This is a genomic window from Ferrovibrio sp. (genome assembly GCF_046297895.1).
Taxonomy (GTDB): Bacteria; Pseudomonadota; Alphaproteobacteria; order Ferrovibrionales; family Ferrovibrionaceae; genus Ferrovibrio.
The window spans coordinates 137,215-163,491 of sequence record NZ_JBKBHC010000005.1 but is presented as its reverse complement, the minus strand read 5'-3'; the positions used below and the strand labels follow the sequence as shown (position 1 = coordinate 163,491).

Sequence of the window (26,277 nt, the reverse complement as noted above, 5' to 3'; positions counted from 1 at the left end):
CGACAAGCGATCTTACTCAGCCCAACCAGCCCTGGCATGACCGAATCGCCCGACCAGTACTGCGAAAAGGAATTGCGGCGCGTCGATCCCGACCGCTGGTTGACCGCCTTGTTTGCGCCGGATTCGAAACGGCCGGGATTGCTCGCCGTCTATGCCTTCAACAGCGAAATCGCGCGGGCGCGGGAAGCGGTCAGCCAGCCGATGATCGGCCAGATCCGCCTGCAATGGTGGCGCGAGGCATGGGACGGGATATGGGCCGGGCGGCCACGCAACCACCCGGTGGTGCTGGCCCTGCATGCCCATTGTCGGGATCTGGATCGGCACGGCATCCTCACCCTGATCGATGCCCGCGAAACCGATATGGCCGACACCCCGCCGGCTGATATGGCTGCGCTGGCCCAGTATGCCGAGGCCAGTTCTGCTCCGCTGATGCAACTGGCCGCGCAGCAGCTCGGCGCCGCCTTGCCGCCCGATCTGGCTCGCAACGCCGGAATCGCCTATGCGCTGACCGGCCTTCTGCGCGCGACCCCGCATCTGTCGGCGCAGCAGCGCGTGATGCTGCCGGCAGGCGTGCTGGCCGCACATGGCCTGATGCCGGAAGACCTGTACCAGCGCGAAGTGGGCGCCGATCTGGCTGCCGCTATGGCCGAGATCGCCGACCAGGCGGAGCGCCACCTGCTAGCGGCGCGGCGACAAAGAGTGCCGCGACAGGCCTTGCCGGCCATGCTGCCCGCCACGCTGGCGGGGCTGCACCTGAGGGCGCTTGCGCAGCATCGCTTCGATGTCGCAGCGGCGGAAGCAGCCGTCCGTCCGTTGCGTCGCCAGATGGCCTTGCTCTGGGCTTCGCTGCGCGGCAGTTTCTAGGCAGCCGCGGCAGTCTTCCCGTTCAGCCACTGGGCCAGATCGGCCAGGGCACGACGGCTCAAGAAGCGTTTGCGCTCATCCTTGCGCACGTCGGCGGGCGGAGGCGGAAACAGGCCAAAATTCACATTCATCGGCTGGAAGTGCTTGGCGTCGGTCCCGCCGGTCAGGTGGCTGTGCAGGGCGCCGAGCGCCGTGGTCGGCGGCGGCGGCACCTGTTCCCGGCCCAGGCGCTGGGCGGCGGCCATGCGACCGGCAAGCAGGCCGATGGCCGTGCTCTCGACATAGCCTTCCACGCCGGTAACCTGGCCGGCGAAACGCAGGCTCGGCATCGCCTTCAGCCTTAGCTGGACATCCAGCAGCTTGGGCGAGTTGAGGAAGGTATTGCGGTGGATGCCGCCCAGCCGGGCGAACTGCGCATTCTCGAGGCCAGGGATCATGCGGAAAATCCTTACCTGCTCGGCATGCTTCATCTTGGTCTGGAAGCCGACCATGTTGTAGAGCGTGCCCAGCTTGTTGTCCTGTCGCAACTGCACCACGGCATAGGGCTTGCGGCCGGTACGAGGGTCGATCAGCCCGACCGGCTTCATCGGACCGAAGGTCAGTGTGCGCGGTCCGCGTTCTGCCATAACCTCGATCGGGAGGCAGCCCTCGAAATAGGGCGTGTTCTTTTCCCAGTCCTTGAATTCGGTTTTCTCGGCGGCCAGCAGGGCGGCGTGAAATTCAAGGTAGTTGGGCTTCTCGAAGGGGCAGTTGATGTAGTCGGCACCTTCGCCCTGTTCGCCGCTGCCGCCCGGGCCGACCTTGTCGTAGCGCGACTGGAACCAGGCCTTGTCCATGTCGATGCTGTCTTTGTAGACGATGGGCGCAATGGCATCGAAGAAAGCCAGGCTCTGCTCGCCGGTCAGGGCCCGGATCGCCTCGGCCAGGGGCGGCGAGGTGAGGGGGCCGGTGGCGACCACCACATTGTCCCATTCGGCCGGCGGCAGGCCGGATATTTCCTCGCGGCGCAGCTCGATCAGCGCTTCGGCCTCGATGGCCTTCTGCACCTCGGAAGAGAACACATCGCGGTCGACGGCCAGCGCGCCGCCGGCCGGCACCTTGGCGATGTCGGCCGCCTGCATGATCAGCGAGTTGCAGCGCCGCAGCTCCTCGTGCAGCAGGCCCACGGCATTGGTCTCCGCATCATCGGAGCGAAAGGAATTCGAGCAGACCAGCTCGGCCAGCCCATCACCCTGATGGGCGTCGGTTTTTCGCACCGGCCGCATCTCGTGCAGCACCACGGGTACTCCCAGGCGCGCCACCTGCCAGGCGGCTTCCGAACCGGCCAGGCCGCCCCCGATAATGTGGATCGGTTTAATCTGCGTCATGAAGCATCTCCTCAAGCGCGGCGACGCTGTCGGCGCTCAACACTTTCATCGCCACAGCCTGGCTGAAACCCCGGCGGGCCAGCGCGCCGAGATCCTTCTGCCGCATGTCGCGACGTTGCTGCGGATCGCTACGATACGGCCCCAACTTTCGTTTGCGGGCAAATGCGGCCGCGGCCGGCAAGTCGGAGACCGGTGTGGTCGATTCCGCTTCCAGCCGCTCCAGCGCGGCCGCGACATCATCTTTGTTCACGCCCTTCACCGCCAGAGCCTGCCGAATGCGGCCGAGCGACTTGCCTTCGGCATAGAGCCTCCGCACGCGGCTTTCGGCATAGGTACGGTCGTTCAGCAGGTTGCTGCGCTGCAGTTTGGCGATCAGTTCGGCAACCCAGCCTGCCGCTTCCTCGCCACTTGGCGCGCCATGCGCCTCGATGGAACGCCGGATCTTGCGATCCAGCACCCGGCGGAGATTCTCCGCCGAGCTGCTGTAGCGTTCGAGGTAAAACAGCGCGGCGCGTTCCAGATACACTGGCGTGATCTTTTTGGGCTGGCCGCGCGGCATGGGAAGAGGGCGAAAAATCAGCCCAGCAGGGCGGCGATGCCGGCCTGCGCGACCTGGGCGTCTTCCGACGATTTCACGCCAGATACACCCACGCCGCCAACGCAGATGCCATCCACCATGATCGGCTCGCCACCTTCCAGCAGCACAAGGTCAGGCACAGACAGGAAGGCATTGCGGCCGTTGCCGACGATCTCTTCCAGTGCCTTGGTCGGGCGGCGGGCGTAAGAGGCCGCCTTGGCCTTGCCCTGGCTGATCCAGGTCGACTGGATGGGGGCGCCGTCCAGGCGCTGGAAATGCAGCAGATGGCCGCCATCATCGGTGATGGCGATGCTGACCTTCCAGCCGTTCTTCTTGGCCTCGGCCTCGGCGGCTGCGGCGATTGTCTGGACGTCCTCGAGGGTCAGCGCCTTACGCGTAATCATGGAATCAAAGTCCTTTCCTTAGTTTATGCCGCCGCATCGCGGCGGGTTTTCTTCTGGGGCGGGGCGATGCGCTGCGCTGCCGGTTTCAGATATTCCTTCAGATACTGGCCGGTATAGCTTTCCTTCACCTTGGCCACATCCTCCGGCGTGCCCTGGGCCACCACGCGGCCACCGCCGCTGCCGCCCTCGGGGCCCATGTCTACGATCCAGTCCGCCGTCTTTATCACTTCGAGATTGTGCTCGATCACGATCATGGTGTTGCCGGAATCCACCAGTTCGTGCAGCACTTCGAGCAGCTTGCGCACATCCTCGAAATGCAGGCCCGTAGTGGGCTCGTCGAGGATGTAGAGCGTGCGGCCGGTGGCGCGCTTGGAGAGTTCCTTGGCCAGCTTCACGCGCTGGGCTTCGCCGCCCGAGAGCGTGGTTGCCGATTGGCCGATCTTGATATACCCGAGTCCGACGCGGTTCAGGGTCTCCAGCTTCTCGCGAATGGTCGGCACGGCCTTGAAGAACTCGACGCCGTCTTCCACCGTCATATCCAGTACATCGGCGATCGACTTGTCGCGGTAATGGATTTCCAGTGTTTCGCGATTGTAGCGCTTGCCCTTGCAGACATCGCACTGCACGTAGACGTCGGGCAGGAAGTGCATCTCGATCTTGATCAGGCCGTCGCCCTGGCAGGCCTCGCAGCGGCCACCCTTGACGTTGAACGAGAAACGGCCCGGTGCATAGCCACGCGCCTTCGCCTCGGGCAGGCCGGCGAACCAGTCGCGGATCGGGCCGAAGGCACCGGTATAGGTGGCCGGGTTGGAACGCGGGGTGCGGCCGATTGGCGACTGGTCGATATCAACAATCTTGTCGATCCACTCCATGCCTTCGATGCGGTCGTGAAGGCCGGGGATCTCGCGGCTGTTGTTCAGCTTGCGCGACACGGCCTTGAACAGCGTCTCGATGGTCAGCGTCGATTTGCCGCCGCCGGACACACCGGTCACGCAGGTGAAGATGCCAAGCGGGAACTCGACCGAAATATTCTGCAGGTTGTTGGCTTTGGCGCCAACCACCTTTAATTGCTTGTTGGCCACACGCTTGCGCCGCTGTTTCGGCACGGCCACAAATTTTGCGCCAGTCAGATACTGCCCGGTGACCGACTTCTTTGTTGCCATGATCTCGTCTGGGGTGCCCTGGGCGATGATCTCGCCGCCATGCACGCCGGCGGCGGGGCCCATGTCGATCACGTGATCGGCAGTACGGATTGCCTCCTCGTCATGCTCCACCACCAGCACGGTGTTGCCGATGTCGCGCAGGTGTACCAGGGTTTCGAGCAGCTTGGCATTGTCGCGCTGATGCAGACCGATGGAGGGTTCATCCAGCACATACAGCACGCCGGTCAGGCCTGAGCCGATCTGCGAGGCAAGACGGATGCGCTGGCTTTCGCCGCCCGACAGAGTACCGGAAGCCCGCGACATGGAGAGATAGTCGAGCCCGACATTAACCAGAAATCCAAGACGGTCGTTGATTTCCTTCAGGATGCGCGCGGCGATGTCTTTTTCCTTGGGCTTCAGCTTTTTGGTCAGGTCAAGGAACCATTGCCTGGCCTCGGCGATCGAGAATTCGCAGACCTGGCCGATATTCAGGCCGCCGACCTTCACAGCCAATGCCTCGGCCTTGAGGCGGTAACCGCCACAGGTCTCGCAAGCGGTCTGCGACTGATAGCGCGACAGCTCCTCGCGGATCATGTCGGACTCGGTCTCGCGCCAGCGCCGCTCAAGATTCGGCAGCACGCCCTCGAAGGGGCGTTTCACCGTGTAGGTGCGCATGCCGTCGTCATAGGTGATCGGCACGATATCCTCGCCCGAACCGTGCAGGATGGCATTGCGGGTCTTGGCCGGCAGGTCTTTCCACTTGGTCGCCAGTGAGAATTTGTAGAACTTGGCCAAGCCTTCCAGCGTCTGCAGGTAATAAGGCGACGGCGTGGCGGCGCGCGACCACGGCACGATGGCTCCATCACGCAACGTCACCGACTCGTCGGGCACCACCATGGCCGGATCGAAATACATCTTCGAACCGAGGCCGTCGCAGGTGGGGCAGGCGCCATGCGGGCTGTTGAACGAGAACAGCCGCGGCTCGATTTCCTCGATGGTGAAACCGGAAACCGGGCAGGCGAACTTTGCCGAGAAGATGGTGCGTTCGTCTTTGTCGGCATTCTCGGCAAAGGCGATGCCATCAGCGAGGTTCAGCGCGGTCTCGATGGAATCGGCCAGGCGTGTCTGGATGCCGTCGCGCACCACCACACGGTCGACCACCACCTCGATATCGTGCTTCAGCTTCTTGTTCAGCGCCGGCACTTCGGCGATCTCATGCAGCTTGCCGTCCACCTTCACGCGCTGGAATCCGCGCTTCTGCAGGTCCTGCAGCTCTTTTTTGTATTCTCCCTTGCGCCCACGCACGATGGGGGCGAGCAGATAGAGTCGCGTGCCTTCCGGCATGGCCATCACGCGGTCGACCATCTGGCTGACCGTCTGGCTCTCGATCGGCAGGCCGGTGGCCGGCGAATAGGGCACACCGACGCGGGCGTAGAGCAGGCGCAGGTAATCGTAGATCTCGGTGACGGTCCCCACCGTGGAACGCGGGTTCTTCGAGGTTGTTTTCTGCTCGATCGAGATTGCCGGGCTGAGGCCGTCGATATGGTCCACGTCGGGCTTTTGCATCAGTTCCAGGAACTGGCGGGCATAGGCCGACAGGGATTCGACATAGCGCCGCTGGCCCTCCGCATAGATCGTGTCGAAGGCCAGCGATGACTTGCCCGAGCCGGACAGGCCGGTCAGGACCACCAGCTTGTCGCGGGGGATGTCGACATCGACATTCTTGAGATTGTGTTCGCGGGCACCGCGGACCGAAATGAACTTCTGCATGGTTTGCGCCGAGTCTGTGGGGGGCCGAATATTGCGCTTTTCAGGACAGTTCTTCACTATACGCCATTCGCATGATATAAGATCACTTCGTGAACGGATAGGGGTTAAGATATGGCTGGCAGCGTTAACAAGGTGATCCTGGTCGGAAATCTAGGGCGCGATCCGGAGATCCGTAGCATGCAGTCCGGCGAAGAGATCGCCCAGCTTTCGATTGCCACCTCGGAAACCTGGCGCGATAAGGCCTCGGGCGAGCGCAAGGAACGCACCGAATGGCATAGAGTCGTGATTTTCAACGAAAATCTGGTCAAGGTGGCCAAGCAGTTCCTGAAAAAGGGCTCCAAGGTCTACATCGAGGGCTCGCTCCAGACCCGGAAATGGACCGACAAGGATGGCCAGGAGAAATACACCACCGAGATCGTGCTGCAGCGCTTCCGCGGCGAGCTGACCATGCTGGATGGCCGGGGCGAGGGCGGCGGTGGCGGCTCCTACGGCGGGGGCGACGACTATGCCGGCGGCGGGTCATCGGGTGGATTCGGCGGGGGCGGCTCCAGTGGCGGCCGGTCTTCCGGCGGCGGTTCGCCCGCGCGTCGCGACGACCTGGACGATGAGATTCCGTTCTGAGCGGCCCAATACGGCACGCAAACCAGACACAGAAAAGGCGCAGATTGCGATCTGCGCCTTTTCCATTTTCGGGGGCTAGCGCCGCAGAAGCGAGGCCAGCAACACCCCGAGCCCCGCGGCGACGCCAACCGCCGCCAATGGGTGTTCTTTCGCCACGGGCTCGACCTGGCGCCGCAGCAAGTCCATCTCATCCTGCAGGCCGCGGCCGGGCCAGAATTGCCAGATCAAAATGGCGATCCCGCTCAGCGGGACGATCAAGCCGATCAGGGTGCCACCGGCCGCCAGTGCCGCCCAGGCGGGCATCATGCTGGCGCCGTAGGCCAGGAACAGCGACCAGCCGAATAGCATGAAGGCGGCAAACAGCGCGGCGCAGGCAATGCTGAGCATACCGGCCATGACAGCAATCCGCTGCCGCTGCCGGCGGGATGCAACCGCCTGCACCCCACCCAGCAGCAGTCTTGGCAACAGGCCAGGTAACAGGGTGGCCAGCATGTGCGGTACTATTTCCGCAACAGCAGCGTGAGCGCGGCGCCGGCGGCAAACGCTGCCAGCAGACTGCTGCCCGGATGTTCCTTCACCGTTTCCTCGACGCGGCCAAGGGCTTCGCGCCCCCGGTCTTTCCAGTCTCCGGCCAGCGACTGGATGCGGTTTTGCAGTTCCGACAATTCGGCCTCCGCCAGCGCGGTGCCATCTTTCTTGGCGCGGGAAATCAGCACGCCAAGCTGGGTGCCGATATCGGATACCTGTTCGCGCAGTTCGGCCAGATCGGCTTCCGCCGCCGCGGCGTTAGCTTGGCGTGTAATGCGTGGCATGATCTTCACTCCTCGAACCGGATCGGATTCAGTGACTGCGCTCGGCGCGGGCAAGGTCATTTAACCAGTCGGCCACCTGCCGCTCGGCCTGATCGGTGATGATGCCGTAGCGTTCCTGGATTTTGCCGACCAGCTGTTCGCGCCGGCCCTTGATCACGGCGATGTCGTCATCGGTCAGTTCGCCCCAGCGCTCCTGGGCCTTGCCGGAAAACTGTTTCCAGTTCCCCGCAATACGATCCCAGGAGGGCAGGGCAGCTTTGACATTCGCTTCGACGCGCTTGGTGGTATCGGCCATGACTGAAATCTCCTTTGTCATATCTGAGGTATGGAAGGCTGCGGTTACCTGGAATGGGTTTTTTCCCACTCCTCGACCTGCTTCTCGGCCTCGTTCTTGGCGATGCCGTAGCGCTCCTGGATCTTGCCGACCAGTTCCTGGCGCTTGCCGTTGATGACCGTGATGTCGTTGTCGGTCAGCTTGCCCCAACGCTGCTTCACCTTACCGGCGAACTGGTTCCAGTTGCCTTCCACCTGATCCCAGGTGCCGCTGGCGGCATACACGGCGGTCGGCGGAGCGGCAGCCAGCAAGGCAACAGCAGAAGCGGCGGCGATGGCGATCTTGCGCATATAAACTCTCCTTTGACTGGAAATGTTGGACGTGGGGGAAACCCGCTGCGGCATTTATGGTTCCCTGATCATTTTCGGGAACTTTCCACGTCTTAGCCTGTCGGCATTGCCGTGCTGCGGCATGCCTGCGGGTGTTCAGAGGATGGTGGCTGGTTGTGGCCCATGCATGGTGATGCCGGGGCCATTCCGGGGCGAGGATGTGGCGGAAATGCGGCCGCTGTCGCGGCGTTGGTCAGGTCTTTTTTTCCTGCCGTTTTGCCTCGTCCCAGGCGGCGTCCATGGTGGCGAGATTGCAGTCGTCCAGGCGCTTGCCATCCGCATGCAGGATGTTTTCCATCGCCGTGAAACGACGCTCGAATTTCCGGTTGGCAGCGCGCAGACACGCTTCGGGATCGAGTTTGAGGTGGCGCGCCAGATTGGCGACCACAAAGAGAAAATCGCCAAACTCTTCTGCGGTCGTCTGCGCGGTGCCGGACTCGATCTCGTGCTCCAGTTCCTGCAATTCCTCTTTGATCTTGTCGATCACAGGGCGTTTGTCGGGCCAGTCGAAGCCCACACGGGCGGCACGATTCTGTAGTTTCACGGCGCGCAGGAGGGCCGGCAGACCTGACGTCACGCCGGCCAGGACGGGAGACACATTGTCCTGCGAACTTCCGGCCTTGGCAGCGCGTTCGGCGGCCTTGATGCTTTCCCAGTTCGTGCTGACGGTTTCCGGATGGTCGGCGGCAACATCGCCGAAGACATGTGGATGCCGGCGAACCATCTTTTCGCTGATGCCGGCAGCCACGTCGGCAAAGGAGAAATGGCCCGATTCTTCGGCCATGCGACTGTGGAATACCACCTGCAGCAACAGATCGCCCAGCTCGTCCTTCAGGCCGACCATGTCGTTGCGGGCGATGGCATCCTCCACCTCATAGGCTTCCTCGATCGTGTAGGGCGCAATGGTGGCGAAGGTCTGCTCCAGGTCCCAGGGGCAGCCGCCATCGGGATCGCGCAGCCTGGCCATGATGGCCAGCAGCTCAGCCAGGCTGGAAAGGTCAGGAGTGGCAGGCATCGGATCGCACCGGGTCGACAGTCATCTGGGCATCAAAGATGCGATCAGGGGCCATCCGGCGCAAGCCCGCAGGCTGTGAATCTAGGCCCATGCCATGGCGGATTTCAGCAGTTTGATCACCTGCTCATCCGATATCTGCGGGAATTCGCGGTAATGGGCGCCGACGGCATAGAAATCCGCAGGCGTTTCCAGGCATACGACATGGTCGGCCAGATTCTCGAATTCTTTCAGTGTCGACGGCGCGGCGACCGGAATCGCCAGGATAATGGTTTTTGGCCGCGCTGCCCGCAGCAGAATCAATGCGGCCTTGGCCGTGGCGCCGGTCGCGATGCCGTCATCCACAACGATCACGGTGCGATCCTTCACATCGGGATGCGACTGACCAACAGCGTAACGCAGGCGGCGCCGCTCGATCTCAGCGAGTTCGCGTTTGGCGGCGGCTTGCAGATATTCATCGTCGACTTTCAGGCTGTCGGCGACATCGCGGTTCACCACCAGCCGAGGTTCCTTGCCATCGGCGACGGCGGCCACGGCAAGCTCGGCATGATGCGGTGCCCCGATCTTGCGGACCAGCAGCAGATCGAGCGGCGCCTGCAGAGCCTGAGCCACTTCAAAGGCAACCGGCACGCCGCCGCGCGGCAAAGCCAGCACCAGCGGCTTCTCATCCTTGTACCCCAGCAGGCATTTTGCCAGCTTCTCTCCTGCCTCGCTCCTATCCAGAAACATCCGCGACCTCGCTTTGCAGGAGATGATGGCTGAACCAGACGCTGGCATGGCCGATTACATGTCCGATTGCCCCTGGCTCCTCAAACAGGTGCGTCGCTCCGGGGATGACCTGCAGTCTGGTCTGGCAGCGCATGTGCGCCATGGCTTGGCGGTTCAGCGCAAGCACATCGCGATCAAGGCTGCCGACGATCAGCAGGGTCGGTGCCGTCACGCGCGACAGCGCCGCGCCGGCCAGATCGGGACGGCCGCCGCGACTGACGATGGCGCCGACCTGGCTATCGGGTTGCGCGGCCGCCACCAATGCGGCAGCCGCACCGGTGCTGGCGCCGAAATAGCCGATGCGGGGTGCCAGGCGCTCCATTCGCAGGCCGAGCCAATGCGTGGCCATGGTCAGACGCTCGGCCAGCAGTTCGATGTCGAAGATGTTGTCGCGGCTCGTGGCCTCGTTCTCTGCAAGCAGGTCGAACAGCAGCGTCCCGAAGCAGGCCTGCTGCAAAGCAGCCGCGACAAGTTTGTTGCGGGGGCTGTGCCGGCTGCTGCCGCTGCCATGGGCGAAGATGATGACGGCGCGACATCCGGCAGGCAGGGCAAGCATCCCCTCCAGGCCAAATGGCGGAATGGCCACCAATTCTTCCGAATACTGCCCCTGCGGTTTTCTCCCTTGAGTCATCCGCGCTATCCGCCGGTGTTGACTGTCGGTTCCGCTTATAGCGGCAGCCAGGATCTTGCACCTTGATCTGGATCAGCCCTCACCAAATCCGGCACGGATCAGGTCGATTAGCCGGCCGATGCGATTGGCCATGCTTATGCCTGGCTTTTGCAGCTCGGCCATCGTCGGCTCCGCCGGTTTTTCCTGCAGCAGAACCATGCCGGCTTCGGACCGCTGTAACTGCAGATGACGCGTGAAGAAGCCGTTCTGGCTGGGGTGATGCCCCACTGCCAGGACCGTGGCATCAGGCAGCAAATCGCCCAAAGCATGCAGCAGGGCGAGTTCGGATTTCTCGTCCACGCCGTCGGTTGCCTGGTCGATCAGGATCCAGGCGGGACGATGCAGCAGCAGGCGGGCGAAGCCGATGCGCTGCAACTCGCCCACCCCCAGGGTCTGACTCCATTCGGATTCATTGTCGAGTTGGGGCAGCAGATATTCAAGGCCGACACGTCCCAGGATATCGGCCAACGCAGAATCGTTCACGCCGGCCGGGGCCTCGGGATAGAGCAGGGCATGGCGCAGGCTGCCAGGCGGCATATAGGGCCGCTGCGGCAGCAATGCCAGCGGTTCGGCCGGCACCTCGATGCGGCCGCTGCCCCAGGGCCATACACCGGCCACTGCCTTGCACAGAATGGCGGCGGCATGCTGATCGCCGGTAAAGAGAACACGTTCGCCTTTTTGTATTTCAAGCGATAGCCCGGTCGCCAGGATGCGCTGGTCCGGTTCCGCCAGCGTTACATCGTGAAGAGTGAGAACTGCAGAAGCGGAGGGAACAATAGCAATATTCTGTCCGCTCCTGTCTGTAATGGATCGACCCTCTGCTTGCGTTACCGACTTGTGCAGTTCGAGTACGCGCTCTGCCGATGCCCGCAACTCGGCCAGTCGGGGGAAATTATCGATTGGCCAGGAAAGCGCGGCAGTCGCCTGCTGGAAGGCCTGGGCCGTCTGCATCAGGCCGCCAAGTGTGATCTCGCCCAGAAGATAGCGCGGCGTGCTGACCAGGATCGGAAAAACGGCTGCCAGCGTGCTGTAGGCGGACGTGAACAGGATCAGCCGGCGCAATCCCTCGGTTTGTTTCTGCCAGGCAACGGCAACCGGGGCGAACAGTCGCAGCAGAAAGCCGCGTTCATCGGCTTCTCCGTGGGCGATCGCAATCGCTTCGGCATTCTCGCGGCTGCGCCCCAGGGCGTAACGCAGGTCGGCCTCCACGGTCTGGCGTCGGTCGGCGGCGCTGACCAGGGCGCGGCCGATGAACATGGCGAGCGCCGAGCCGATACCGGAATAAAGGAAGGCCAGCCACACCATGTGTCCCGGCAGATTGAAATCCAGCCCTATGTCCTGCAGGGGAATCGTGCCTGACAGTCCCCAGAGGATGCCGATGAAGCTGACCAACAGAAGTAGGCAGTAGGTCAGCGAGTGAAACAGATCGACGGCTGCCTCGGTCGCGATCCGGATATCCTCGGCGATACGCCCGTCTGGGTTGCTGTGGTTGCCGGGGATCATGGCCAACCGGAATTGCCGGCCATCCTGCATCCATTCATTCACCAGCCGGTTCGTCAGCCATTCCCGCCAGCCCAGTTGCAGCCTGCGCTTCAAATGCAGATGTACGGCATTTACGGCCATCGTGCCCAGCACGATCATGACGAACACGATCACCTGCTGCATGAAGCCTTCCATCGAACGCCGCTCCAGGGCATCGAACAGATCGGCATTCCAGAGATTGAGGCGAATGGCCAACAGAACCTGCGCCACAGCCAGCACGACGATTGCGACCAGCAGGAACCACGCGGTCCAGCGTTCTGGGCCGCACCAGTAGGGACGGGCCAGATGAAGGAAGTCCGATGTCAGCCCGAGGGAGGATGCATGCGGCTTATCGGCTGGTTGCGAGGGCGGCACTGCGCGAATCCTCAGATATGCCGGGCAGCGATCATCGCCTGCAGTCCCAGAATGGCAGGTTCGGGGTGCAGGATGGCGAAGGCCGGCACAGGTGCAAGATAATCGTGAAATCGTCCTTTCGCTTCGAAACGCATGCGGAAATCCGAAGCCCGCAGCAGGTCCAGCATGCGCGGCAGGATGCCACCGGCCAGATAAACGCCGCCGCGGGCGCCGAATGCCAGAGCCAGATCGCCGGCAAAACCACCGAGCAGGGAACAGAACAGCTCGATTGCGAGGCGACACATCTCGCAGCGGCCTTCCCGCGCGCTGATAACGATCTCGGCTGCCGTATGCTCGGCGACCTTCCTGCCCATCGCTTCCGTCAGGGCGGCATGCAGATTTTCCAGCCCGGGACCGGAGAGTGCGCGCTCAGCCGAGACATGGCCGAAGCGGTTGCGCAGTCTGGCGATCACGGCGTCCTGCTGGGCATCTTGACCGGCAAGCGTCATATGTCCGGCCTCGCCGGCAATCACCATCTCGCCCTCCGCGGTCGGTACGACGGCGGCGACGCCAAGTCCGGTGCCCGGACCACAAACCACACGGACACCGCCAAGTGGCGGCGATGAACCTCCGATCTGCACGAGATCGCTGGCGGATAGCCGCGACAAAGACCAGGCCGTGGCGGCGAAATCGTTCACCAGATGCACCCTGGGCACACCCAGATGATGCCCAAGGGCGGCCGCATCCAAGTGCCAGCCCGCATTCGTCATCACCACGCGGTTGTCCCGCACCGGGCCGGCAACGGCCAGCGCCATGGCATCCGGCCTCGATGACCCGGATTTTTCAAGATGATCGGCGATGGCATCAGCCAGACCCTGATATTCGGCGCGGGGCAGGACGGTGAGGGGGGAAGTCTCTTCTCCTGCCATCCACGCAAAACGCAGATTGGTCCCGCCGATATCTCCAAGCAGGATCCTGTCGCTCATGACGGGCCTGCATTTCGGGTTGTGGTTTCACGCGCGATGCGGTCGGCATACCAGTGCGCCGAGGCTTTCGGAATGCGGCGCAGGGTTGGGTAATCCACATAGACCAATCCGAAACGGTCGCCATAGCCGGCGCCCCATTCGAAATTATCCAGCAGAGACCATACGAAGTAACCCCGCACATCGGCGCCCGCGTCAATCGCGCTCTGCATCGCGCCGATATAGGCATTCAGGTAGTCAATGCGGTGCTGATCCTTCACGTCGCCCGCATGATCGAGCTGGTCGCGGCCGCCGGTGCCATTCTCCGTGACATAGATTGGCAGGCGATAACGTTTCGATGCCTCCAGCAGAATATCGCGAAAAGCCTCGGGTTGTACCTGCCAGCCGATCTCTGATTGCGGCATGCCGGCCGGTGGACCTGCCCAAGTATACCCCAGCGGCGCGGTCTTGTCGCCGCGCGCATAGATCGGCGAGTAGTGGTTGATGCCGAGCCAGTCGAGAGGCCGGCAGATGCGGGCCATGTCGCCTGGTACGATCTGCGGCGCCAGTTCGTCGGCGAGGGTTCTCGGGTAATAGCCCAGGATCTGCGGATCTGGAAATGCCTGGTTCCAGTGCATGTGCAGGCGGGCGGCAGCGGCCAGGTCCTCCAGCGCGGCCGATGCCGGCAGGCATGGCTGCATGTTATGGATTACGCCGATGCTGGCGTCCGATACGCCGGACCGCAGCGCATCGACGGCCGCTCCATGCGCAAGATTGACATGATGGATCGCCTTCCGATGTGCATCGGCATCGGTGACCCCGGGCGGCTGCCAGCCGAACCCGAAGCCGAACAGGGCGAAGACACCAGGTTCGTTGAATGTTGCGAAACGCTTTACACGGTCGCCATAGCGTCGCGCCACCAGTGTGGCGTAATCGGCAAACCATCCGGCGGCGTCGCGGCTGAGCCAGCCACCCTCGTCATCCAGCGCCTGCGGAAGATCCCAATGATACAGGCAGAGCCAGGGCTCGATCCCGGCCGTCAGAAGGCTGTCGATCAACCGGTCGTAGAAGGCGGCGCCGGCTTCGTTGAAATGGCCGCGCCCCGTTGGGAGCAGGCGCGGCCAGGCCACCGAGAAACGATAGGCCTTCACGCCCAGATCGCGCATCAGCGCGATGTCCTCGGGAAAGCGATGGTAGTGATCGCAGGCGATGTCGCCGGTATCGCCATTGGCGATCCGTCCTTTTTGTTGGCAGAAGGTGTCCCAGATGCTGGGGCCGCGGCCATCGGATTTGGCAGCCCCCTCGATCTGGTAGGACGAGGTCGATACGCCCCAGATGAATGTTTCGGCTGGTTTGCGATTCATTGATCTGGCCCTTCTGCGCCGGCACCGGATTCGGCTAGGCTGCGGTCATGGGAGAGACCGTAGCCGAAATATCGGACGGCCGGCTGCAGGTTTTGCTGCGGGCCGCGGCGCCGCTGACCCTGCACACACCGGAATTCCCCCGCACGGATGCCAACTGCGCCGTTCTGAGCGATGCCAGCGGGATGCAGGTTTTCTTTTCGCATTACGTGCCGCGCGGCCATACTTACCGACGGCTTTTCGCCACCGGCCTGCAGGATGGGCGCACCCCGCAGGTCGTGCGCTGGATCGACGATCCCGACCCGACGGTCGGTAAATGGATAGAAGGCGTTTGGCGCGATCCCAAGACAGGCCGGTTGTATGGCTGGTATCACGCCGAAGAGATATTCGAAGGACCGCCGAGGCTCTTTCTGCCGCATATCGGCGCCGTCGTGTCGGACGACGACGGGTTGTCCTGGCGCTTTTTGGGCGAGGTGTTGCGTGCGCCGGCCGAATTGACCGATATGACATACCGCAATGGCTTCCTGGCCGGCGGTTATGGCGATTTCTGCGTCGTTCCGGACCGGGCAGGGCAGTATTTCTATCTCGCATTCTCCAGTTACATCTCGGATGAAGCGGCGCAGGGTATCGCCATGGCACGCTTTCCAGTGGCGATGCGCGACAATCCAGCGGCAGCTCTGGAACTGTGGAGCGGCTCGGGATGGGCTGCCGCTCCGAAGCGGCTGCCGACGCCGATCTGGCCGGTACAGCGCGGCTGGCGACATCTCGACCCCGATTCTTTCTGGGGGCCGGCTATTCATTACAATAGCCAGCTCGATGCCTTCGTGATGCTGCTGAACCATACTGCCGGCGGAGACCACAACATCCTCCAGGAAGGCATCTATGTTTCGGTGACCAGAACACTGGACAATCCCGCATCCTGGAGTCCGCCCATGCGTCTTGTCGCCGGCGGCGCCTGGTATCCGCAGGCTATTGGTCTGGCTGCAGGCTGCGGCGACGGTTTCATCGATGGGCCTGCCCGTTTCTTCATGGCCGGGTATTCCGCCTGGGATATCGAATTCGCTTTGACCATGGACCCTGGATGCAAAAACCGCGTTTTGGAAGCAACCAAGCCCTTGTTCTACAGCCTGTTCGGCAATCGTCACGCGGCGCCATGGTGAATTCATAACCCGATCCGGACGGATCGGATTTGATTCTGGTCAATCGCCATATCCGGGCTTCATGCCGGCAGGGTCAGGTCACGATCCCAGGGCGGCTCCGGACCATACAGTTCCTGCAGATAGGTAACGAACGCACGGACCGCCGCCGGCACGAACTTGGCTGGCGGATAAACGGCGTAGATGGCGACATCGCTGGCGCCGGGATGCTCCGGCATCACCACGCGCAGGCGGCCGGCGCGCAGATCGGGGCCGATATCCCATGTCGAACGCAGGGCGATGCCCATGCCGGCAAGCGCCAGCTCGCGGACCACCTCGCTGGAATTCGTCCGTACGATGCTCTCGCCGGAGACTATCACTGGGCCATTGCGACCCTGCAGCCGCCAGGGCAGTTGCGCCGCTGCGGCCAGCAGGGAATGGCGGTTCAGTTCGCTCAATTTCTGCGGGGTGCCATGCCGGTCCAGATAGTCCGGACTCGCGCACAGCACCCGCCGGTTCGGCGCCAACTTCAGGCCAGTCAGGCCGTTGCCGATGGCGGGCGCGATACGGATGGCTAGGTCGATGCGCTCGGCCAGCAGGTCGACATAGGCATCCGACAGGTCAATATCGAGCTTCAGGCGCGGCCAACGCTCGAGGAAGCGTTTCAGGTGCGGTGCGACATGCATGCGGCCGAAGGAGGTGGGAGCGGTGATGCGCATCCGGCCGGCCGGCGCACCATCCGCGGCACTGACCAGGCTTTCCGCTTCGCGCGACGCGGCCAGGATATCGACCACCCGTTCGTAAAACCGCTGTCCCGCCTCGGTGGTGGTCAGTTTTCGTGTTGTCCGATGCAGCAGGCGGGCCCCCAGCCGCTCCTCAAGGCGGGCGATGCGCTTGGACACCATGGCCGGCGAAAGCCCCATGCTGCGTCCGGCTGCAGCCAGGCTGCCTGTCTCGATCACCCTGGCATAAAGCTCGTATTCGCGGTCCATGCCATTATTTCCCATATGGAACGACTGTTTTCAATTCTTTTCACCTACAGAATGAATGACGAGGCTGTTATGGTTGCCTTTATTGAGTCGCCAGCAGAATCCCGGGAAACGTCATGAGCAAAACCACAGAACGCGCCGGCCTGACGGTGGCCGAAACCCTGGTCCGTTTCATCGAAGACAAGGCGTTGCCCGGCACCGGCCTTGATCCGAACGATTTCTGGGCCGGCATGGCAGGCATCTTCGCCCGCTTCACCCCGGAAAACCGGGCTCTGCTGACCAAGCGCGACGACCTGCAGGCAAAGATCGACGCCTGGCACATCGCCCAGCGTGGCAAGCCACATGATACAGCGGCCTATGAGGCTTTCCTGCGCGAGATCGGCTACCTCGTTCCCGAACCGGCACCGTTCAAGGTTGGCACGACGAAAGTGGACGATGAAATCGCCCGCATGGCTGGGCCTCAGCTGGTGGTGCCGGTCCTGAATGCCCGGTTCCTGCTGAATGCCGCAAACGCACGCTGGGGCAGCCTGTACGATGCCTATTACGGCACGGATGCGATCCCACACGATCCGAATGAGAAGAAAGGCTATGACCCGGCGCGCGGCGCCAAGGTGATCGCGAAAGCGAAAGCCTTCCTCGATCAGGCCGCACCGCTGGCTTCGGGCAGCCATGCCGATGTGAAGGGCTGGTCGGTGCGGGATGGCAGACTGTCGCCGGCGCTCAAGGATGCTGCGGCTTTTGTCGGCTATCGCGGCGATGCGGCCAACCCCAGTGCCGTGCTGCTGAAGCATAACGGCCTGCATATCGAACTGGTGATCGACCGCAATCATCCGGTCGGGAAGGGCGATCCGGCCGGCATGGCCGATGTGGTTCTGGAGGCCGCGCTCACCACCATCGTCGACCTGGAGGATTCGGTGGCGGCCGTTGACGCCGATGACAAGGTCGAGGCCTACGCCAACTGGCTTGGCCTGATGCAGGGTGATCTCAGCGCCACCTTCGAAAAGGGCGGCCGCAGCATGACGCGCGCATTGGAACCGGATCGCGAATATACCGCGCCCGACGGCGGCAAGCTGGTGCTGCCGGGCCGCAGCCTGCTGTTCGTGCGCAATGTGGGGCATCTGATGACCACCCCGGCGATCCGTCTGCCCGATGGCTCGGAAGCGCCGGAGGGTATCCTGGACGGCATTGTCACCAGCCTGATTGCCATGCACGACCTCAAACGGCGCGGACGTTTCATCAACAGCCGCGCCGGCTCGGTCTACATCGTGAAGCCGAAGATGCATGGGCCGGAAGAGGCGGGCTTCACCAACCGCCTGTTCGATGCCATCGAGGACATGCTGGGTCTGGCACGCCATACCGTGAAGGTCGGCGTGATGGATGAAGAGCGCCGCACCTCGGCGAATCTTGCTGCCTGTATCCATGCGGTGAAGGATCGTATCGTCTTCATCAATACCGGGTTCCTGGACCGTACTGGCGATGAGATGCATACCTCGATGCAGGCGGGTCCGATGGTGCGCAAGGCCGACATGAAGGCCTGCGCCTGGATCAAAGCCTATGAGGAGCGGAATGTGGCCATCGGCCTGGCCTGCGGCCTGTCGGGCAAGGCGCAGATCGGCAAGGGCATGTGGGCCGCGCCAGACCGTATGGCCGACATGCTGGAACAGAAGATCGGGCATCCCAGAACCGGCGCCAACACCGCCTGGGTGCCGAGTCCGACGGCGGCGACCCTGCACGCCACGCATTACCATGTGGTGGACGTCTTCGCCCGTCAGGCCGAAGTGGCCAGACAGCCGGTGCCGCCGCTGGCCGCGCTGCTGACCATTCCGCTGGCCACTGGGCAGAATTTCTCCGAGCAGGATGTGCGCGACGAACTCGACAACAATGCCCAGGGCATCCTGGGATATGTGGTGCGCTGGGTGGATCAGGGCATCGGCTGCTCGAAGGTACCCGATATCCACGATATCGGGCTTATGGAAGATCGTGCGACGCTGCGGATCTCGTCGCAGCACATGGCCAACTGGCTGCTGCACAGGGTTTGCTCCGCCGAGCAGGTGGATGCCGCTTTCCGGCGTATGGCCGCCAAGGTGGACTCCCAGAATGCCGGCGACGCCGCCTATAGGCCGATGGCGACCGATCCCGACAACAGTCTGGCCTATCAGGCGGCGCGGGCACTGGTCTTCGAGGGCGTACGGCAACCCAACGGCTACACCGAACCGCTGCTGCATGCTTTCCGTGCCCGAGTGAAGGCGAAGGCCGGGGGCTGAAGTCGGGACCCGTAAAGGGCCGACCGGCGTGCTTGCCGGCTGGCCTTTTATAGAAACTCGATAATCGGATAATGTATATTATGGAAAATATAGATACCTGATGTTTCAGTATGTTAATGGCTAAACAGCCATCATGTGGTTGTCCCACAGATGGCTGCCGGCTTCTGGCAGAGTCGTAACACGGCCAGCCTGCCAGGCAGCGATCCGTCCCAGTCCGTTGCTGACGATAAAGCCTGCGCCATCCGGTTCTGCTGCCACGCCACAAACATCATCCATCTCCGCCGCCGCCAGATGACGCTCGGCCTCCATGTCCCATACCAGCATCCGCTTGCCACGCGGACTGGTCACGGCCAGCAGCCGGCCGTCGCCGCTCATGGCCGCGCTGCCACAATACTGCCGCAGGCCGCGCCGCTGCTCCGGCGGTATCGCCAGGAACCGCAGGCCCGCCGGATCGTCCGGGCCGCCATGCCAGGACACCAGCGGCACGTCATCGGTTTCGGGGCCCTCGTACTGCATGGCAATCGCGACACGGCCGCGCCGGTCGATGGTGATATGGCGGATGCTGAGCTGCCGCAGTTCATGAGCCGGCCGCACCTGCCGGATCAGCCGGCCGGTCGCAACATCCAGATAGGCCAGCGATGGGGCCATGTCGGGGATATTCAGCTTCAGCCTGGGCATGCCCGCCAGCATCAGGATGCCGCCATTGGCCACCGCCAGCGTGCGGCCATCCGGCATGAGGCGCACCTCGTGCGGGTCCAGGCCATGGGTCGGATATTCGCCGATCCGGCGATAGCCGTCCGTGCCGTCGTAGATGCCAAGGACGCCTTCGCCGGTTGAGCCGATCGCTTCCGTGGCGAACAGCAGGCGACCGTCGGACGTGAATGCGCCATGGCCACAGAAGCTGCGATCCTCAGCAGCGGCAATGCGTCGCAATTCCCGGCCGTCCTTCGCGTCAAACACGACGGCATATGCGCCGGGGCGCCGCGAGAATGCCACGGCTGCATTGCGACTGCGTGCAAAGCTGTGGCCGCGTCCGGGCAGCGGCAGGCTGTAATGGATCCGACCGGCCGCATCGAAAGCCGCCACGCCGAAACCGGCCTTGCCGCCAAAGGCATTCACATACAGTTGCCTGGATTCCGCCCGGGCCTTGCCGGGAAGCAAGACCGAGGTCGCTAGCAGGCCGAGTGCGGTACGTCGAGAAACGGCAAGACGCATGTCAGTCGCCATCCAGCGCGTTGAAGCCGACCGGAATCTGCAAGGCCTCAGGCAGGCGCTGCATCAGCAGCCCTTTCAGAGCCAGCATGTCGGCCGCAAGTTTCTCGATGTGCTTGCGGCCTTCGATTTCCTGAATGGCTCGTTCCAGTGGCATTTGCAGCGCCGACGCCGACACGGCTGCACGCGCCAGGCTGTCGCGCAGGGCTGCGTCCAGCGCCTTGTCGACCACCTGCGGCGCAAAGGCGGCTACATAGAGATCGGTAGCCGCCGCCAGATTTTGCCGAATGTTGCGCAACGACCGCTCGCTGCGCCAGGACTCAGCGAGCCGGGGCCGCGCATCGTCGACCGAAGCCCCCAATGGCCGCGCAAGCTTGTGATCAGCCGCGAATTCGATGGCCGTGTACAGGCTCTTGAACAGATCTAGCGTAGCGTCCTGCGCGTCGCGATAACGTGGATTGGCACCCTGCCCCGGATTCAGCATCATCGCGGCGAAGCCCGTATTCGGAGCGCGCCACTCCTGCCGAGCCTCACGTGCCATCCTGGCCAGATTTTCGGATATGGCCACGACATAGCCACAGCGAAAAGCGGCATCCGGTGCATCCTGCAGCTTCTTCACATCGTCGCCGAAGACCATCCGCTCCAGTGCCGGAAGGCCCTGAACCGCCACGCTGCCATGGCCGAGAGTGTCCGCATCCAGAGAGCTGCTGGCATGTTTGGCGATCAGCTCGGCCATCTGCTTACCGATGGTGTTGCGTGGATCGGGCCAGAAGGCAAAGCGCTGGCTGCGGAAAAACAGATCGATCGGCCCGAAACGGATATGCTGGATATCCTGCCAAGCATCGGCCGCATCGTGATAGGCCTGCCGCAAAGCGTCGATTTTCCGCTCCGCCGCTGGCGTGGCGCAGAAGGTTCTTGCCATGGTCTCGAGCCTGGACGTGGCATCCGCCAGCGCGTCGTAGCGCGGCAGAACATGACGCTCGATGGCGTTGCGATTGATGACGGCGTAAGCCTCGGGCTCCAGCGCCTGCGCTGGTGCCTGCAGGAACAGAGAGAGGATAAGTGCAATTCCGGCGATGCGCATCCCAGGCTCCGGGTTACAGCGAATTGATGAAGGCCAGAAGGTCGGCACGATCCTGCCGGCTCATGCCGGCCACGCGGTCGCGCGCGGACTGCGCCTCGCCACCATGCCACAGGATGGCCTCCAGCACGCCACGGGCGCGGCCGTCATGCAGCATGAAATCGTGGCCGCTTACCGTTCGGGTCAGGCCGATGCCCCAGAGCGGTGCGGTGCGCCAATGCCGGCCGCTGGCTCGGCCTTCCGGCCGATTGTCGGCCAGCCCCTCGCCCATGTCGTGCAGCAGCAGGTCGGTGTAGGGCCATATGGTCTGGTCCGATTGTTCTGGATGCGCCGGATCGACGCTCGTCCTGAATTGCGGCACGTGGCAGCTTGCGCAGCCCGCGGCGGCAAACAGCGCCTGGCCGCGCCGCACGGCTGGATCGTCTGGCTTGCGGCGTGCCGGTACAGCCAGATTGCGCGCATAGAACACCGTCAATTCGAACATCTGCCGCGGCACCTCTATGCCCTCGCCCTCATCGTCGCCATTGGGCGCGCTGAGGCAGGCATGCTGGCCGCTCGTGCATTCGCCATGCGAAGCTGCGGGCAGCAGCGGCGTAGACAGGCCAAGATCGCCAGCAAAAGCCTCCGCCGTCTGGTCGGCCACGGTGGCGGAACCGGCCTTCCAGCCGAACCGACCGAGCATGGGTTTGCCATGGATGTGGCTCCAAACCCGGTTGGGCAGCCCGGCGATACCGTCGCGGTCGGCATCCTCCGGGTCGGCATGGCGCAGGATATCGGCTTCCGGGATCATCTCCAGCAAACCCAGGCCGATCATCTGCGGGGTGACGCGCGGCGAGATCATGGCCTGCGGATGCAACGGCCCGTAATTCAGATCGGCAATGGCATAGCTTGGCTTGCGCAGCGTGACGGTCTCGCCCTCTGCGAGTTGCACCTTCACATCGCTGTACTGGATTTCCATGCGGCCCTCGGCCAGCAATCCCTGCACGGAGAAGTTCTGCAACTGCGCACCATAAGTCGGCTCTGGCGTCACATTGCGCAGGAATTTGTCCAGCGCCTGTCGGTCGGCATCGGTCTGCGGCGGGATGCTCAGCCGCAGGAACATCGTCACGGCGGGCTCGTCGCCCGCAGGCGGACGGCCACGGCCGTCCTTCAGGTGGCAGGACTGACAGGAGCGCGCGTTATACAGCGGCCCGAGCCCGTCCGATGACGTGGTGGAACTCGGCGAGGAGGCCCAGAGCTTGCGAAAAATGCCGTCGCCGATCCTGAAATCAAGCTGGCGCTCAAACCGCATGTTTGCGGAAGGATGGGAAAAGATCGAACTGTTCAGCGGCTTGTTCACCGTGGCTTCGCCGCCGGGACGGCGTTCATCTGCCCGGCTTTGATCTGCCTTGGCCGGCTGCGCCAGCACTGTCGCAAGGACGACAATGCTGGCCGCGAGATGATTACTTCTTGCCGACTTTGTCAGGCGCATCGAGGCTGTCCGAACCTTCAAAGGTCGCCTTCAGTTTCAGCGCGGCCAGTACGCGCTCCAATGTCTTTGTCTGGTCGGTCAGCCGGTCGATGCCGGCCTGTATCATGGCGTTACCCTCAGCATTGCCTTCACCGACCATCTGATCGTAGGCTTCCTTGGCTTCAGCACGTCGCTTGATCGCATCGAAGGCCTCCATGGTTGCCTTCAGTTTCGCCCGCATCTCGGTATCGAGGTCCGGTGCCGCAGCGCGCACCAGATGGGTCAGGCCCTGCCCCTTCACCACATTGCCATTGATGCGCCTGTATTCGCCGCCATAGACATTCAGCATGCCAAGCACATCGTAGTAATGGGCATTGTGGGTATTATCGGAGAAGCAGTCATGTTCCTCCTCAGGGTCGTGCAGCAGGAGGCCCAGTTTCATGCGCTCGCCGGCCAGCTCGCCATATGAAAGGCTGCCCAGACCGGTCACGATCGCCGCGATACCGGCATCCAGGCCTTTCTCGGTCAGCGCTTTGCGTGCCGCGCCTTCGGGCTGCCACTGCCTGGCCATCCAGCCAAGGTCGTCGACCAGCATCTGTGTTGCCACCGTCAGATACTGGGCGCGGCGGTCGCAGTTGCCATTAGTGCAGCCCTGCTTCGCAAAGTCGGTCCAGGGCCGGTTGCCCGCGCCTGCAGCGGTGCCGTTCAGATCCTGGCCCCACAGCAGAAACTCGATGGCGTGATAGCCGGTGGCGACATTGGCCTCCACGCCACCCACCTCATGCAGCTTGCGCAACAATTTCCAGTCGATCTTCGCTGCGTCCAGAACCTTGCCGCCGAACTTGACCTGCTTGTTCGCGATCACGTTGGCCGTGTAGAGCGGGTTCTCATCGGATTCTTCGCCATAACGCCCGGCATCGACGTAGTCGATCAGGCCTTCGTCCAACGGCCAGGCATTCACGCGGCCCTCCCACTCATCGACAATCGGATTGCCGAAGCGATACACCTCGCTCTGCATGTATGGCACGCGGGCCGCGATCCAGGCTTCGCGGGCCGCTTTCAGCGTTGCTTCCGAAGGCGCCGCCACCAGAGCCGCCACGGCCTTCTGCAGGTTACGGGCAGTAACCAGCGAATCCTCATAGATCGCCTGCGCGATGTCGCCGTAGGTCTTGATCACCCCGGCCTTGATGTCGTCTTTGGCCACGGCTGGCGCTGTTGCGCCAAAAAGCAGCCCGAACATGACGGTAAGGGCGAGAGCAAGACGGTGCATAACGATTTTTCCTTTGTACAGACTCATTTCAGGAAGAACTGGATCGGTACGACGACATCCAGACTGTCCTTGCCCAATGTCGCCGGGATCGGCGGCAGCGGCGATGCCTTGGCGATCATCCGCTCTACGGCGTCATCGAGCGTATCGTGCCCGGAACTGCGTTCGATGCGATGCCGTATGACGCGACCGTGCCCGTCGATGGTGAAGCGCAGATGCGCAACGCCTTCCATGCGTCGTAATTGGGCACGGCGCGGATACTCTTTGTGTCGCTCCAGCCACGCCAGCAGCGCGGCATAGTAACTGGCCTCGGCATTCGGATTGACCGTCACGCGCGGCGCTGCCATCACCGGCCCGGGTGGAGCCGTCGGCGCGGCAGCGATCTGTAGCTTCTCGGGCACCGGTTCGGCTGCGGGCGCAGCGGGCTCCACTGGGGCCTTTACCTGTTCCGCCTGGGGCTTCGGCGGCTGCGGTTTCGGCGGCCGCTGCACCAGCGGCTTGGGCTTGGGCGGTGGCGCCGGCTCGACATCCGGCGCGGCCGACGTGGAGGTGATCGGTTCGGGTTCTCTGATCGGCTCCGGTGGTGGCGGCGGGGGAGCATGATCTGCCAGCGGCTGCGGTGGAGGCGACGCATCCATCGGCGGAGCGCTGGCCATCAGCAGCACCTCTACGCCCTGGAATTTCTCCTCGGCAACGATGGGCTTGGTGAAAAACGGCAGGCCGAACAGCAGCGCCGATGCCACGGCCACATGGGCCGCTATCGACACCGTCCAGGATGAAACCTGCGTCTTCATGGCATTCATCGCGCCGGTGCGGCGGCGGCCGGTTTACCGGCACCTTCAGCCACCAGGGAAATCTTGCCATAACCGGCCTGGCCAACCAGGCTCATCAGGTCCATGACGCGGCCATATTCCAGTGACTTGTCTCCGCGGACATATACAACGGTGTCAGGCTCGGACTGGCGCATGTCGCTCAGCACGCGCACTAGGTCGCCCTCTTCCACCGCTTCCTTGCGGATGAACAGCTTGCCATCCTTGTCCATGCTGATGACCAGCGGTTCCTTCGGCGGCGTTACCTTCACTGCCGTGGTCTTGGGCAGTTGCAGCGGCACGCCAACCATCATCAGCGGTGCGGCGACCATAAAGATGATCAGCAGCACCAGCATGACATCCACGAACGGGGTCACATTGATGTCGGCCAGCGGCTTGTAATTGGCGAAATCGTCGTTCTCGAAACCGCCGCCGCCGATGGGTGAAATCGCCATGACTGCCTCTACTGCCCGGCTTCGGCGTGGCTGCGCGTTGCATGCGTGCTGCTGCCGCGCGCGAACTGGCGAGCCGCTTCGGAAATTGCGGCATTGAAGCGCTGCGCCAGCCGGCCGAGGTCGGTGCTCAGCTTGTTATAGGCAATTACCGCCGGGATGGCCGCCACCAGCCCCAGTGCCGTGGCGAACAGGGCCTCGGCAATGCCCGGCGCCACGACGGCCAGGCTGGTGTCATTCGAGCCGGCAATCGCCGTGAAGCTGTTCATGATGCCCCAGACCGTGCCGAACAGGCCGACGAATGGGGCCGCCGACCCCACCGTGGCAAGGAATGGCAGGCCCGGCTCGATCTGCCGCAACTGCTGCGCCATGGCCTGGCGCATCGCCATTTCCAGCCTGGCGCGGAAATCATGCCGGCTTTCGCCAATATCCTGACCGTCGCGTTTTTCGCGCGCGGCTGCGGCAAGGATGGCCCCCTGCAGGGCATCGAGCGCGGTTTTGCCGCCCGAAGCCAGCAGCGCATCGGCTTTCACCGCCGACTCGAAAGCCGTCGCCGCGCGGCGCGCGCGGCTGAATTTTGCCATCTTCTCGATCACGATGGCCCAGCAGGCGACGGAGGTGATCACCAGCATGGCCATTACGATCTGGACGACCGGATCGGCATTGAGGATCATCGCCATGAAGGAAAATTCATGGTTCATCAGCATGTTACTCCAATTAAGGCCATATCTGCGTATGGCTGCGTGCCC

The 26,277-nt window shown here is 63.1% G+C and carries 26 protein-coding genes; 4 read left to right on the top strand and 22 right to left on the bottom strand.

Annotated features, from left to right (window positions below; translation table 11 throughout):
• Positions 1-36 precede the first annotated feature (36 nt).
• On the top strand, positions 37-864 hold the full coding sequence (locus ACK4FK_RS09915) for a phytoene/squalene synthase family protein (protein WP_409744622.1): 828 nt from the start codon (positions 37-39) through the stop codon (positions 862-864).
• Here ACK4FK_RS09915 and trmFO read toward each other — a convergent pair.
• The 4 genes from trmFO to uvrA are packed head-to-tail and all read right to left on the bottom strand — an operon-like array spanning position 861 to position 6,124.
• The gene (trmFO, locus tag ACK4FK_RS09910; protein ID WP_409744619.1) at positions 861-2,231 is read right to left on the bottom strand and encodes a methylenetetrahydrofolate--tRNA-(uracil(54)-C(5))-methyltransferase (FADH(2)-oxidizing) TrmFO; all 1,371 of its coding nucleotides are present in this window, start codon (positions 2,229-2,231) and stop codon (positions 861-863) included. The two genes, ACK4FK_RS09915 and trmFO, sit on opposite strands and share 4 nt — an antisense overlap.
• The gene (locus tag ACK4FK_RS09905; RefSeq protein ID WP_409744616.1) at positions 2,218-2,757 is read right to left on the bottom strand and encodes a regulatory protein RecX; all 540 of its coding nucleotides are present in this window, start codon (positions 2,755-2,757) and stop codon (positions 2,218-2,220) included. Before ACK4FK_RS09905 ends, trmFO begins: the two co-directional genes overlap by 14 nt.
• Before the next feature lie 50 nt (positions 2,758-2,807).
• The gene (locus ACK4FK_RS09900) at positions 2,808-3,212 is read right to left on the bottom strand and encodes a GlcG/HbpS family heme-binding protein (RefSeq protein WP_409744613.1); all 405 of its coding nucleotides are present in this window, start codon (positions 3,210-3,212) and stop codon (positions 2,808-2,810) included.
• Positions 3,213-3,235: 23 nt separating this feature from the next.
• Entirely contained in the window at positions 3,236-6,124 is a 2,889-nt protein-coding gene (gene uvrA, locus ACK4FK_RS09895) for an excinuclease ABC subunit UvrA (RefSeq protein ID WP_409744610.1), read from the bottom strand.
• Positions 6,125-6,235: 111 nt separating this feature from the next.
• Here uvrA and ssb point away from each other — a divergent pair, with 111 nt between their 5' ends.
• Complete coding sequence (ssb, locus tag ACK4FK_RS09890) at positions 6,236-6,745, top strand: single-stranded DNA-binding protein (RefSeq protein ID WP_409744607.1); 510 nt, start codon at positions 6,236-6,238, stop codon at positions 6,743-6,745.
• A 75-nt stretch (positions 6,746-6,820) separates the two neighbouring features.
• On the opposite strand, the gene ACK4FK_RS09885 is transcribed toward ssb, so the two are convergent.
• The 10 genes from ACK4FK_RS09885 to ACK4FK_RS09840 all read right to left on the bottom strand — a co-directional run bounded on the left by ACK4FK_RS09885 (position 6,821) and on the right by ACK4FK_RS09840 (position 14,871).
• The gene (locus ACK4FK_RS09885; RefSeq protein WP_409744604.1) at positions 6,821-7,237 is read right to left on the bottom strand and encodes a hypothetical protein; all 417 of its coding nucleotides are present in this window, start codon (positions 7,235-7,237) and stop codon (positions 6,821-6,823) included.
• 8 nt (positions 7,238-7,245) lie between these two features.
• Positions 7,246-7,557 (bottom strand): hypothetical protein, encoded by a 312-nt coding sequence (locus tag ACK4FK_RS09880; protein ID WP_409744602.1) that lies wholly within the window; start codon positions 7,555-7,557, stop codon positions 7,246-7,248.
• A 28-nt stretch (positions 7,558-7,585) separates the two neighbouring features.
• Positions 7,586-7,807 carry a CsbD family protein gene (locus tag ACK4FK_RS09875; RefSeq protein ID WP_409745017.1) on the bottom strand — a complete coding sequence of 74 codons (222 nt, stop codon included), beginning with the start codon at positions 7,805-7,807 and terminating at the stop codon, positions 7,586-7,588.
• A gap of 89 nt (positions 7,808-7,896) precedes the next feature.
• On the bottom strand, positions 7,897-8,115 hold the full coding sequence (locus tag ACK4FK_RS09870) for a CsbD family protein (RefSeq protein ID WP_409745016.1): 219 nt from the start codon (positions 8,113-8,115) through the stop codon (positions 7,897-7,899).
• Positions 8,116-8,413: 298 nt separating this feature from the next.
• A complete protein-coding gene (gene mazG, locus ACK4FK_RS09865; protein WP_409744599.1) occupies positions 8,414-9,235 on the bottom strand; it encodes a nucleoside triphosphate pyrophosphohydrolase in 822 nt (273 codons plus the stop codon).
• Positions 9,236-9,316: 81 nt separating this feature from the next.
• Positions 9,317-9,961 (bottom strand): phosphoribosyltransferase, encoded by a 645-nt coding sequence (locus ACK4FK_RS09860; RefSeq protein ID WP_409744596.1) that lies wholly within the window; start codon positions 9,959-9,961, stop codon positions 9,317-9,319.
• On the bottom strand, positions 9,948-10,586 hold the full coding sequence (locus ACK4FK_RS09855) for a dienelactone hydrolase family protein (RefSeq protein ID WP_409744593.1): 639 nt from the start codon (positions 10,584-10,586) through the stop codon (positions 9,948-9,950). Before ACK4FK_RS09855 ends, ACK4FK_RS09860 begins: the two co-directional genes overlap by 14 nt.
• A gap of 117 nt (positions 10,587-10,703) precedes the next feature.
• Positions 10,704-12,566, bottom strand: coding sequence for an ABC transporter ATP-binding protein/permease (locus tag ACK4FK_RS09850; RefSeq protein WP_409744590.1), 1,863 nt, complete (start codon positions 12,564-12,566; stop codon positions 10,704-10,706).
• A gap of 11 nt (positions 12,567-12,577) precedes the next feature.
• On the bottom strand, positions 12,578-13,531 hold the full coding sequence (gene glk / locus ACK4FK_RS09845; RefSeq protein WP_409744587.1) for a glucokinase: 954 nt from the start codon (positions 13,529-13,531) through the stop codon (positions 12,578-12,580).
• Positions 13,528-14,871: a GH1 family beta-glucosidase gene (locus ACK4FK_RS09840; protein ID WP_409744584.1), complete on the bottom strand. Its 1,344-nt coding sequence runs from the start codon at positions 14,869-14,871 to the stop codon at positions 13,528-13,530. Before ACK4FK_RS09840 ends, glk begins: the two co-directional genes overlap by 4 nt.
• A gap of 206 nt (positions 14,872-15,077) precedes the next feature.
• Here ACK4FK_RS09840 and ACK4FK_RS09835 point away from each other — a divergent pair, with 206 nt between their 5' ends.
• A complete protein-coding gene (locus tag ACK4FK_RS09835) occupies positions 15,078-16,028 on the top strand; it encodes a hypothetical protein (protein WP_409744582.1) in 951 nt (316 codons plus the stop codon).
• A 59-nt stretch (positions 16,029-16,087) separates the two neighbouring features.
• Here the strand turns inward: ACK4FK_RS09835 and ACK4FK_RS09830 are convergent, their stop codons facing one another.
• Positions 16,088-16,996 carry a LysR family transcriptional regulator gene (locus ACK4FK_RS09830; protein WP_409744579.1) on the bottom strand — a complete coding sequence of 303 codons (909 nt, stop codon included), beginning with the start codon at positions 16,994-16,996 and terminating at the stop codon, positions 16,088-16,090.
• 113 nt (positions 16,997-17,109) lie between these two features.
• Here ACK4FK_RS09830 and ACK4FK_RS09825 point away from each other — a divergent pair, with 113 nt between their 5' ends.
• Positions 17,110-19,257 (top strand): malate synthase G, encoded by a 2,148-nt coding sequence (locus ACK4FK_RS09825; RefSeq protein ID WP_409744576.1) that lies wholly within the window; start codon positions 17,110-17,112, stop codon positions 19,255-19,257.
• Between the two features lie 120 nt (positions 19,258-19,377).
• Here the strand turns inward: ACK4FK_RS09825 and ACK4FK_RS09820 are convergent, their stop codons facing one another.
• Genes ACK4FK_RS09820 through ACK4FK_RS09790 form a run of 7 tightly spaced genes read right to left on the bottom strand, consistent with a single transcriptional unit; the run spans position 19,378 to position 26,235 of the window.
• Positions 19,378-20,472: a DUF1513 domain-containing protein gene (locus ACK4FK_RS09820; RefSeq protein ID WP_409744573.1), complete on the bottom strand. Its 1,095-nt coding sequence runs from the start codon at positions 20,470-20,472 to the stop codon at positions 19,378-19,380.
• A gap of 1 nt (position 20,473) precedes the next feature.
• Positions 20,474-21,553, bottom strand: a complete 1,080-nt coding sequence (locus ACK4FK_RS09815; RefSeq protein WP_409744570.1) for an imelysin family protein — start codon at positions 21,551-21,553, stop codon at positions 20,474-20,476.
• Positions 21,554-21,566: 13 nt separating this feature from the next.
• On the bottom strand, positions 21,567-23,021 hold the full coding sequence (locus tag ACK4FK_RS09810; protein ID WP_409744567.1) for a di-heme oxidoredictase family protein: 1,455 nt from the start codon (positions 23,019-23,021) through the stop codon (positions 21,567-21,569).
• On the bottom strand, positions 22,993-24,270 hold the full coding sequence (locus tag ACK4FK_RS09805; RefSeq protein ID WP_409744564.1) for an imelysin family protein: 1,278 nt from the start codon (positions 24,268-24,270) through the stop codon (positions 22,993-22,995). The genes ACK4FK_RS09810 and ACK4FK_RS09805 overlap by 29 nt, the downstream gene beginning before the upstream one ends.
• A 23-nt stretch (positions 24,271-24,293) precedes the next feature.
• On the bottom strand, positions 24,294-25,061 hold the full coding sequence (locus ACK4FK_RS09800; protein ID WP_409744561.1) for an energy transducer TonB: 768 nt from the start codon (positions 25,059-25,061) through the stop codon (positions 24,294-24,296).
• Positions 25,062-25,066: 5 nt separating this feature from the next.
• On the bottom strand, positions 25,067-25,531 hold the full coding sequence (locus ACK4FK_RS09795; RefSeq protein ID WP_409744558.1) for an ExbD/TolR family protein: 465 nt from the start codon (positions 25,529-25,531) through the stop codon (positions 25,067-25,069).
• Positions 25,532-25,539: 8 nt separating this feature from the next.
• Positions 25,540-26,235, bottom strand: a complete 696-nt coding sequence (locus ACK4FK_RS09790; RefSeq protein WP_409744555.1) for a MotA/TolQ/ExbB proton channel family protein — start codon at positions 26,233-26,235, stop codon at positions 25,540-25,542.
• Between the last annotated feature and the right edge of the window lie 42 nt (positions 26,236-26,277).

Excerpts from the sequence above, each read along its gene's own strand:
- ACK4FK_RS09805 (WP_409744564.1), bottom strand. The coding sequence starts at position 24,270 with ATGCACCGTCTTGCTCTCGCCCTTACCGTCATGTTCGGGCTGCTTTTT.
- uvrA (WP_409744610.1), bottom strand. The coding sequence starts at position 6,124 with ATGCAGAAGTTCATTTCGGTCCGCGGTGCCCGCGAACACAATCTCAAG.
- trmFO (WP_409744619.1), bottom strand. The coding sequence starts at position 2,231 with ATGACGCAGATTAAACCGATCCACATTATCGGGGGCGGCCTGGCCGGT.
- ACK4FK_RS09885 (WP_409744604.1), bottom strand. The coding sequence starts at position 7,237 with ATGCTGGCCACCCTGTTACCTGGCCTGTTGCCAAGACTGCTGCTGGGT.
- ACK4FK_RS09815 (WP_409744570.1), bottom strand. The coding sequence starts at position 21,553 with ATGCGCATCGCCGGAATTGCACTTATCCTCTCTCTGTTCCTGCAGGCA.
- ACK4FK_RS09830 (WP_409744579.1), bottom strand. The coding sequence starts at position 16,996 with ATGGACCGCGAATACGAGCTTTATGCCAGGGTGATCGAGACAGGCAGC.
- ACK4FK_RS09820 (WP_409744573.1), bottom strand. The coding sequence starts at position 20,472 with ATGCGTCTTGCCGTTTCTCGACGTACCGCACTCGGCCTGCTAGCGACC.
- ACK4FK_RS09825 (WP_409744576.1), top strand. The coding sequence starts at position 17,110 with ATGAGCAAAACCACAGAACGCGCCGGCCTGACGGTGGCCGAAACCCTG.
- mazG (WP_409744599.1), bottom strand. The coding sequence starts at position 9,235 with ATGCCTGCCACTCCTGACCTTTCCAGCCTGGCTGAGCTGCTGGCCATC.
- ssb (WP_409744607.1), top strand. The coding sequence starts at position 6,236 with ATGGCTGGCAGCGTTAACAAGGTGATCCTGGTCGGAAATCTAGGGCGC.
- ACK4FK_RS09790 (WP_409744555.1), bottom strand. The coding sequence starts at position 26,235 with ATGCTGATGAACCATGAATTTTCCTTCATGGCGATGATCCTCAATGCC.
- ACK4FK_RS09810 (WP_409744567.1), bottom strand. The coding sequence starts at position 23,021 with ATGCGCCTGACAAAGTCGGCAAGAAGTAATCATCTCGCGGCCAGCATT.
- ACK4FK_RS09800 (WP_409744561.1), bottom strand. The coding sequence starts at position 25,061 with ATGAAGACGCAGGTTTCATCCTGGACGGTGTCGATAGCGGCCCATGTG.
- ACK4FK_RS09900 (WP_409744613.1), bottom strand. The coding sequence starts at position 3,212 with ATGATTACGCGTAAGGCGCTGACCCTCGAGGACGTCCAGACAATCGCC.
- ACK4FK_RS09880 (WP_409744602.1), bottom strand. The coding sequence starts at position 7,557 with ATGCCACGCATTACACGCCAAGCTAACGCCGCGGCGGCGGAAGCCGAT.
- glk (WP_409744587.1), bottom strand. The coding sequence starts at position 13,531 with ATGAGCGACAGGATCCTGCTTGGAGATATCGGCGGGACCAATCTGCGT.
- ACK4FK_RS09860 (WP_409744596.1), bottom strand. The coding sequence starts at position 9,961 with ATGTTTCTGGATAGGAGCGAGGCAGGAGAGAAGCTGGCAAAATGCCTG.
- ACK4FK_RS09915 (WP_409744622.1), top strand. The coding sequence starts at position 37 with ATGACCGAATCGCCCGACCAGTACTGCGAAAAGGAATTGCGGCGCGTC.
- ACK4FK_RS09840 (WP_409744584.1), bottom strand. The coding sequence starts at position 14,871 with ATGAATCGCAAACCAGCCGAAACATTCATCTGGGGCGTATCGACCTCG.
- ACK4FK_RS09795 (WP_409744558.1), bottom strand. The coding sequence starts at position 25,531 with ATGGCGATTTCACCCATCGGCGGCGGCGGTTTCGAGAACGACGATTTC.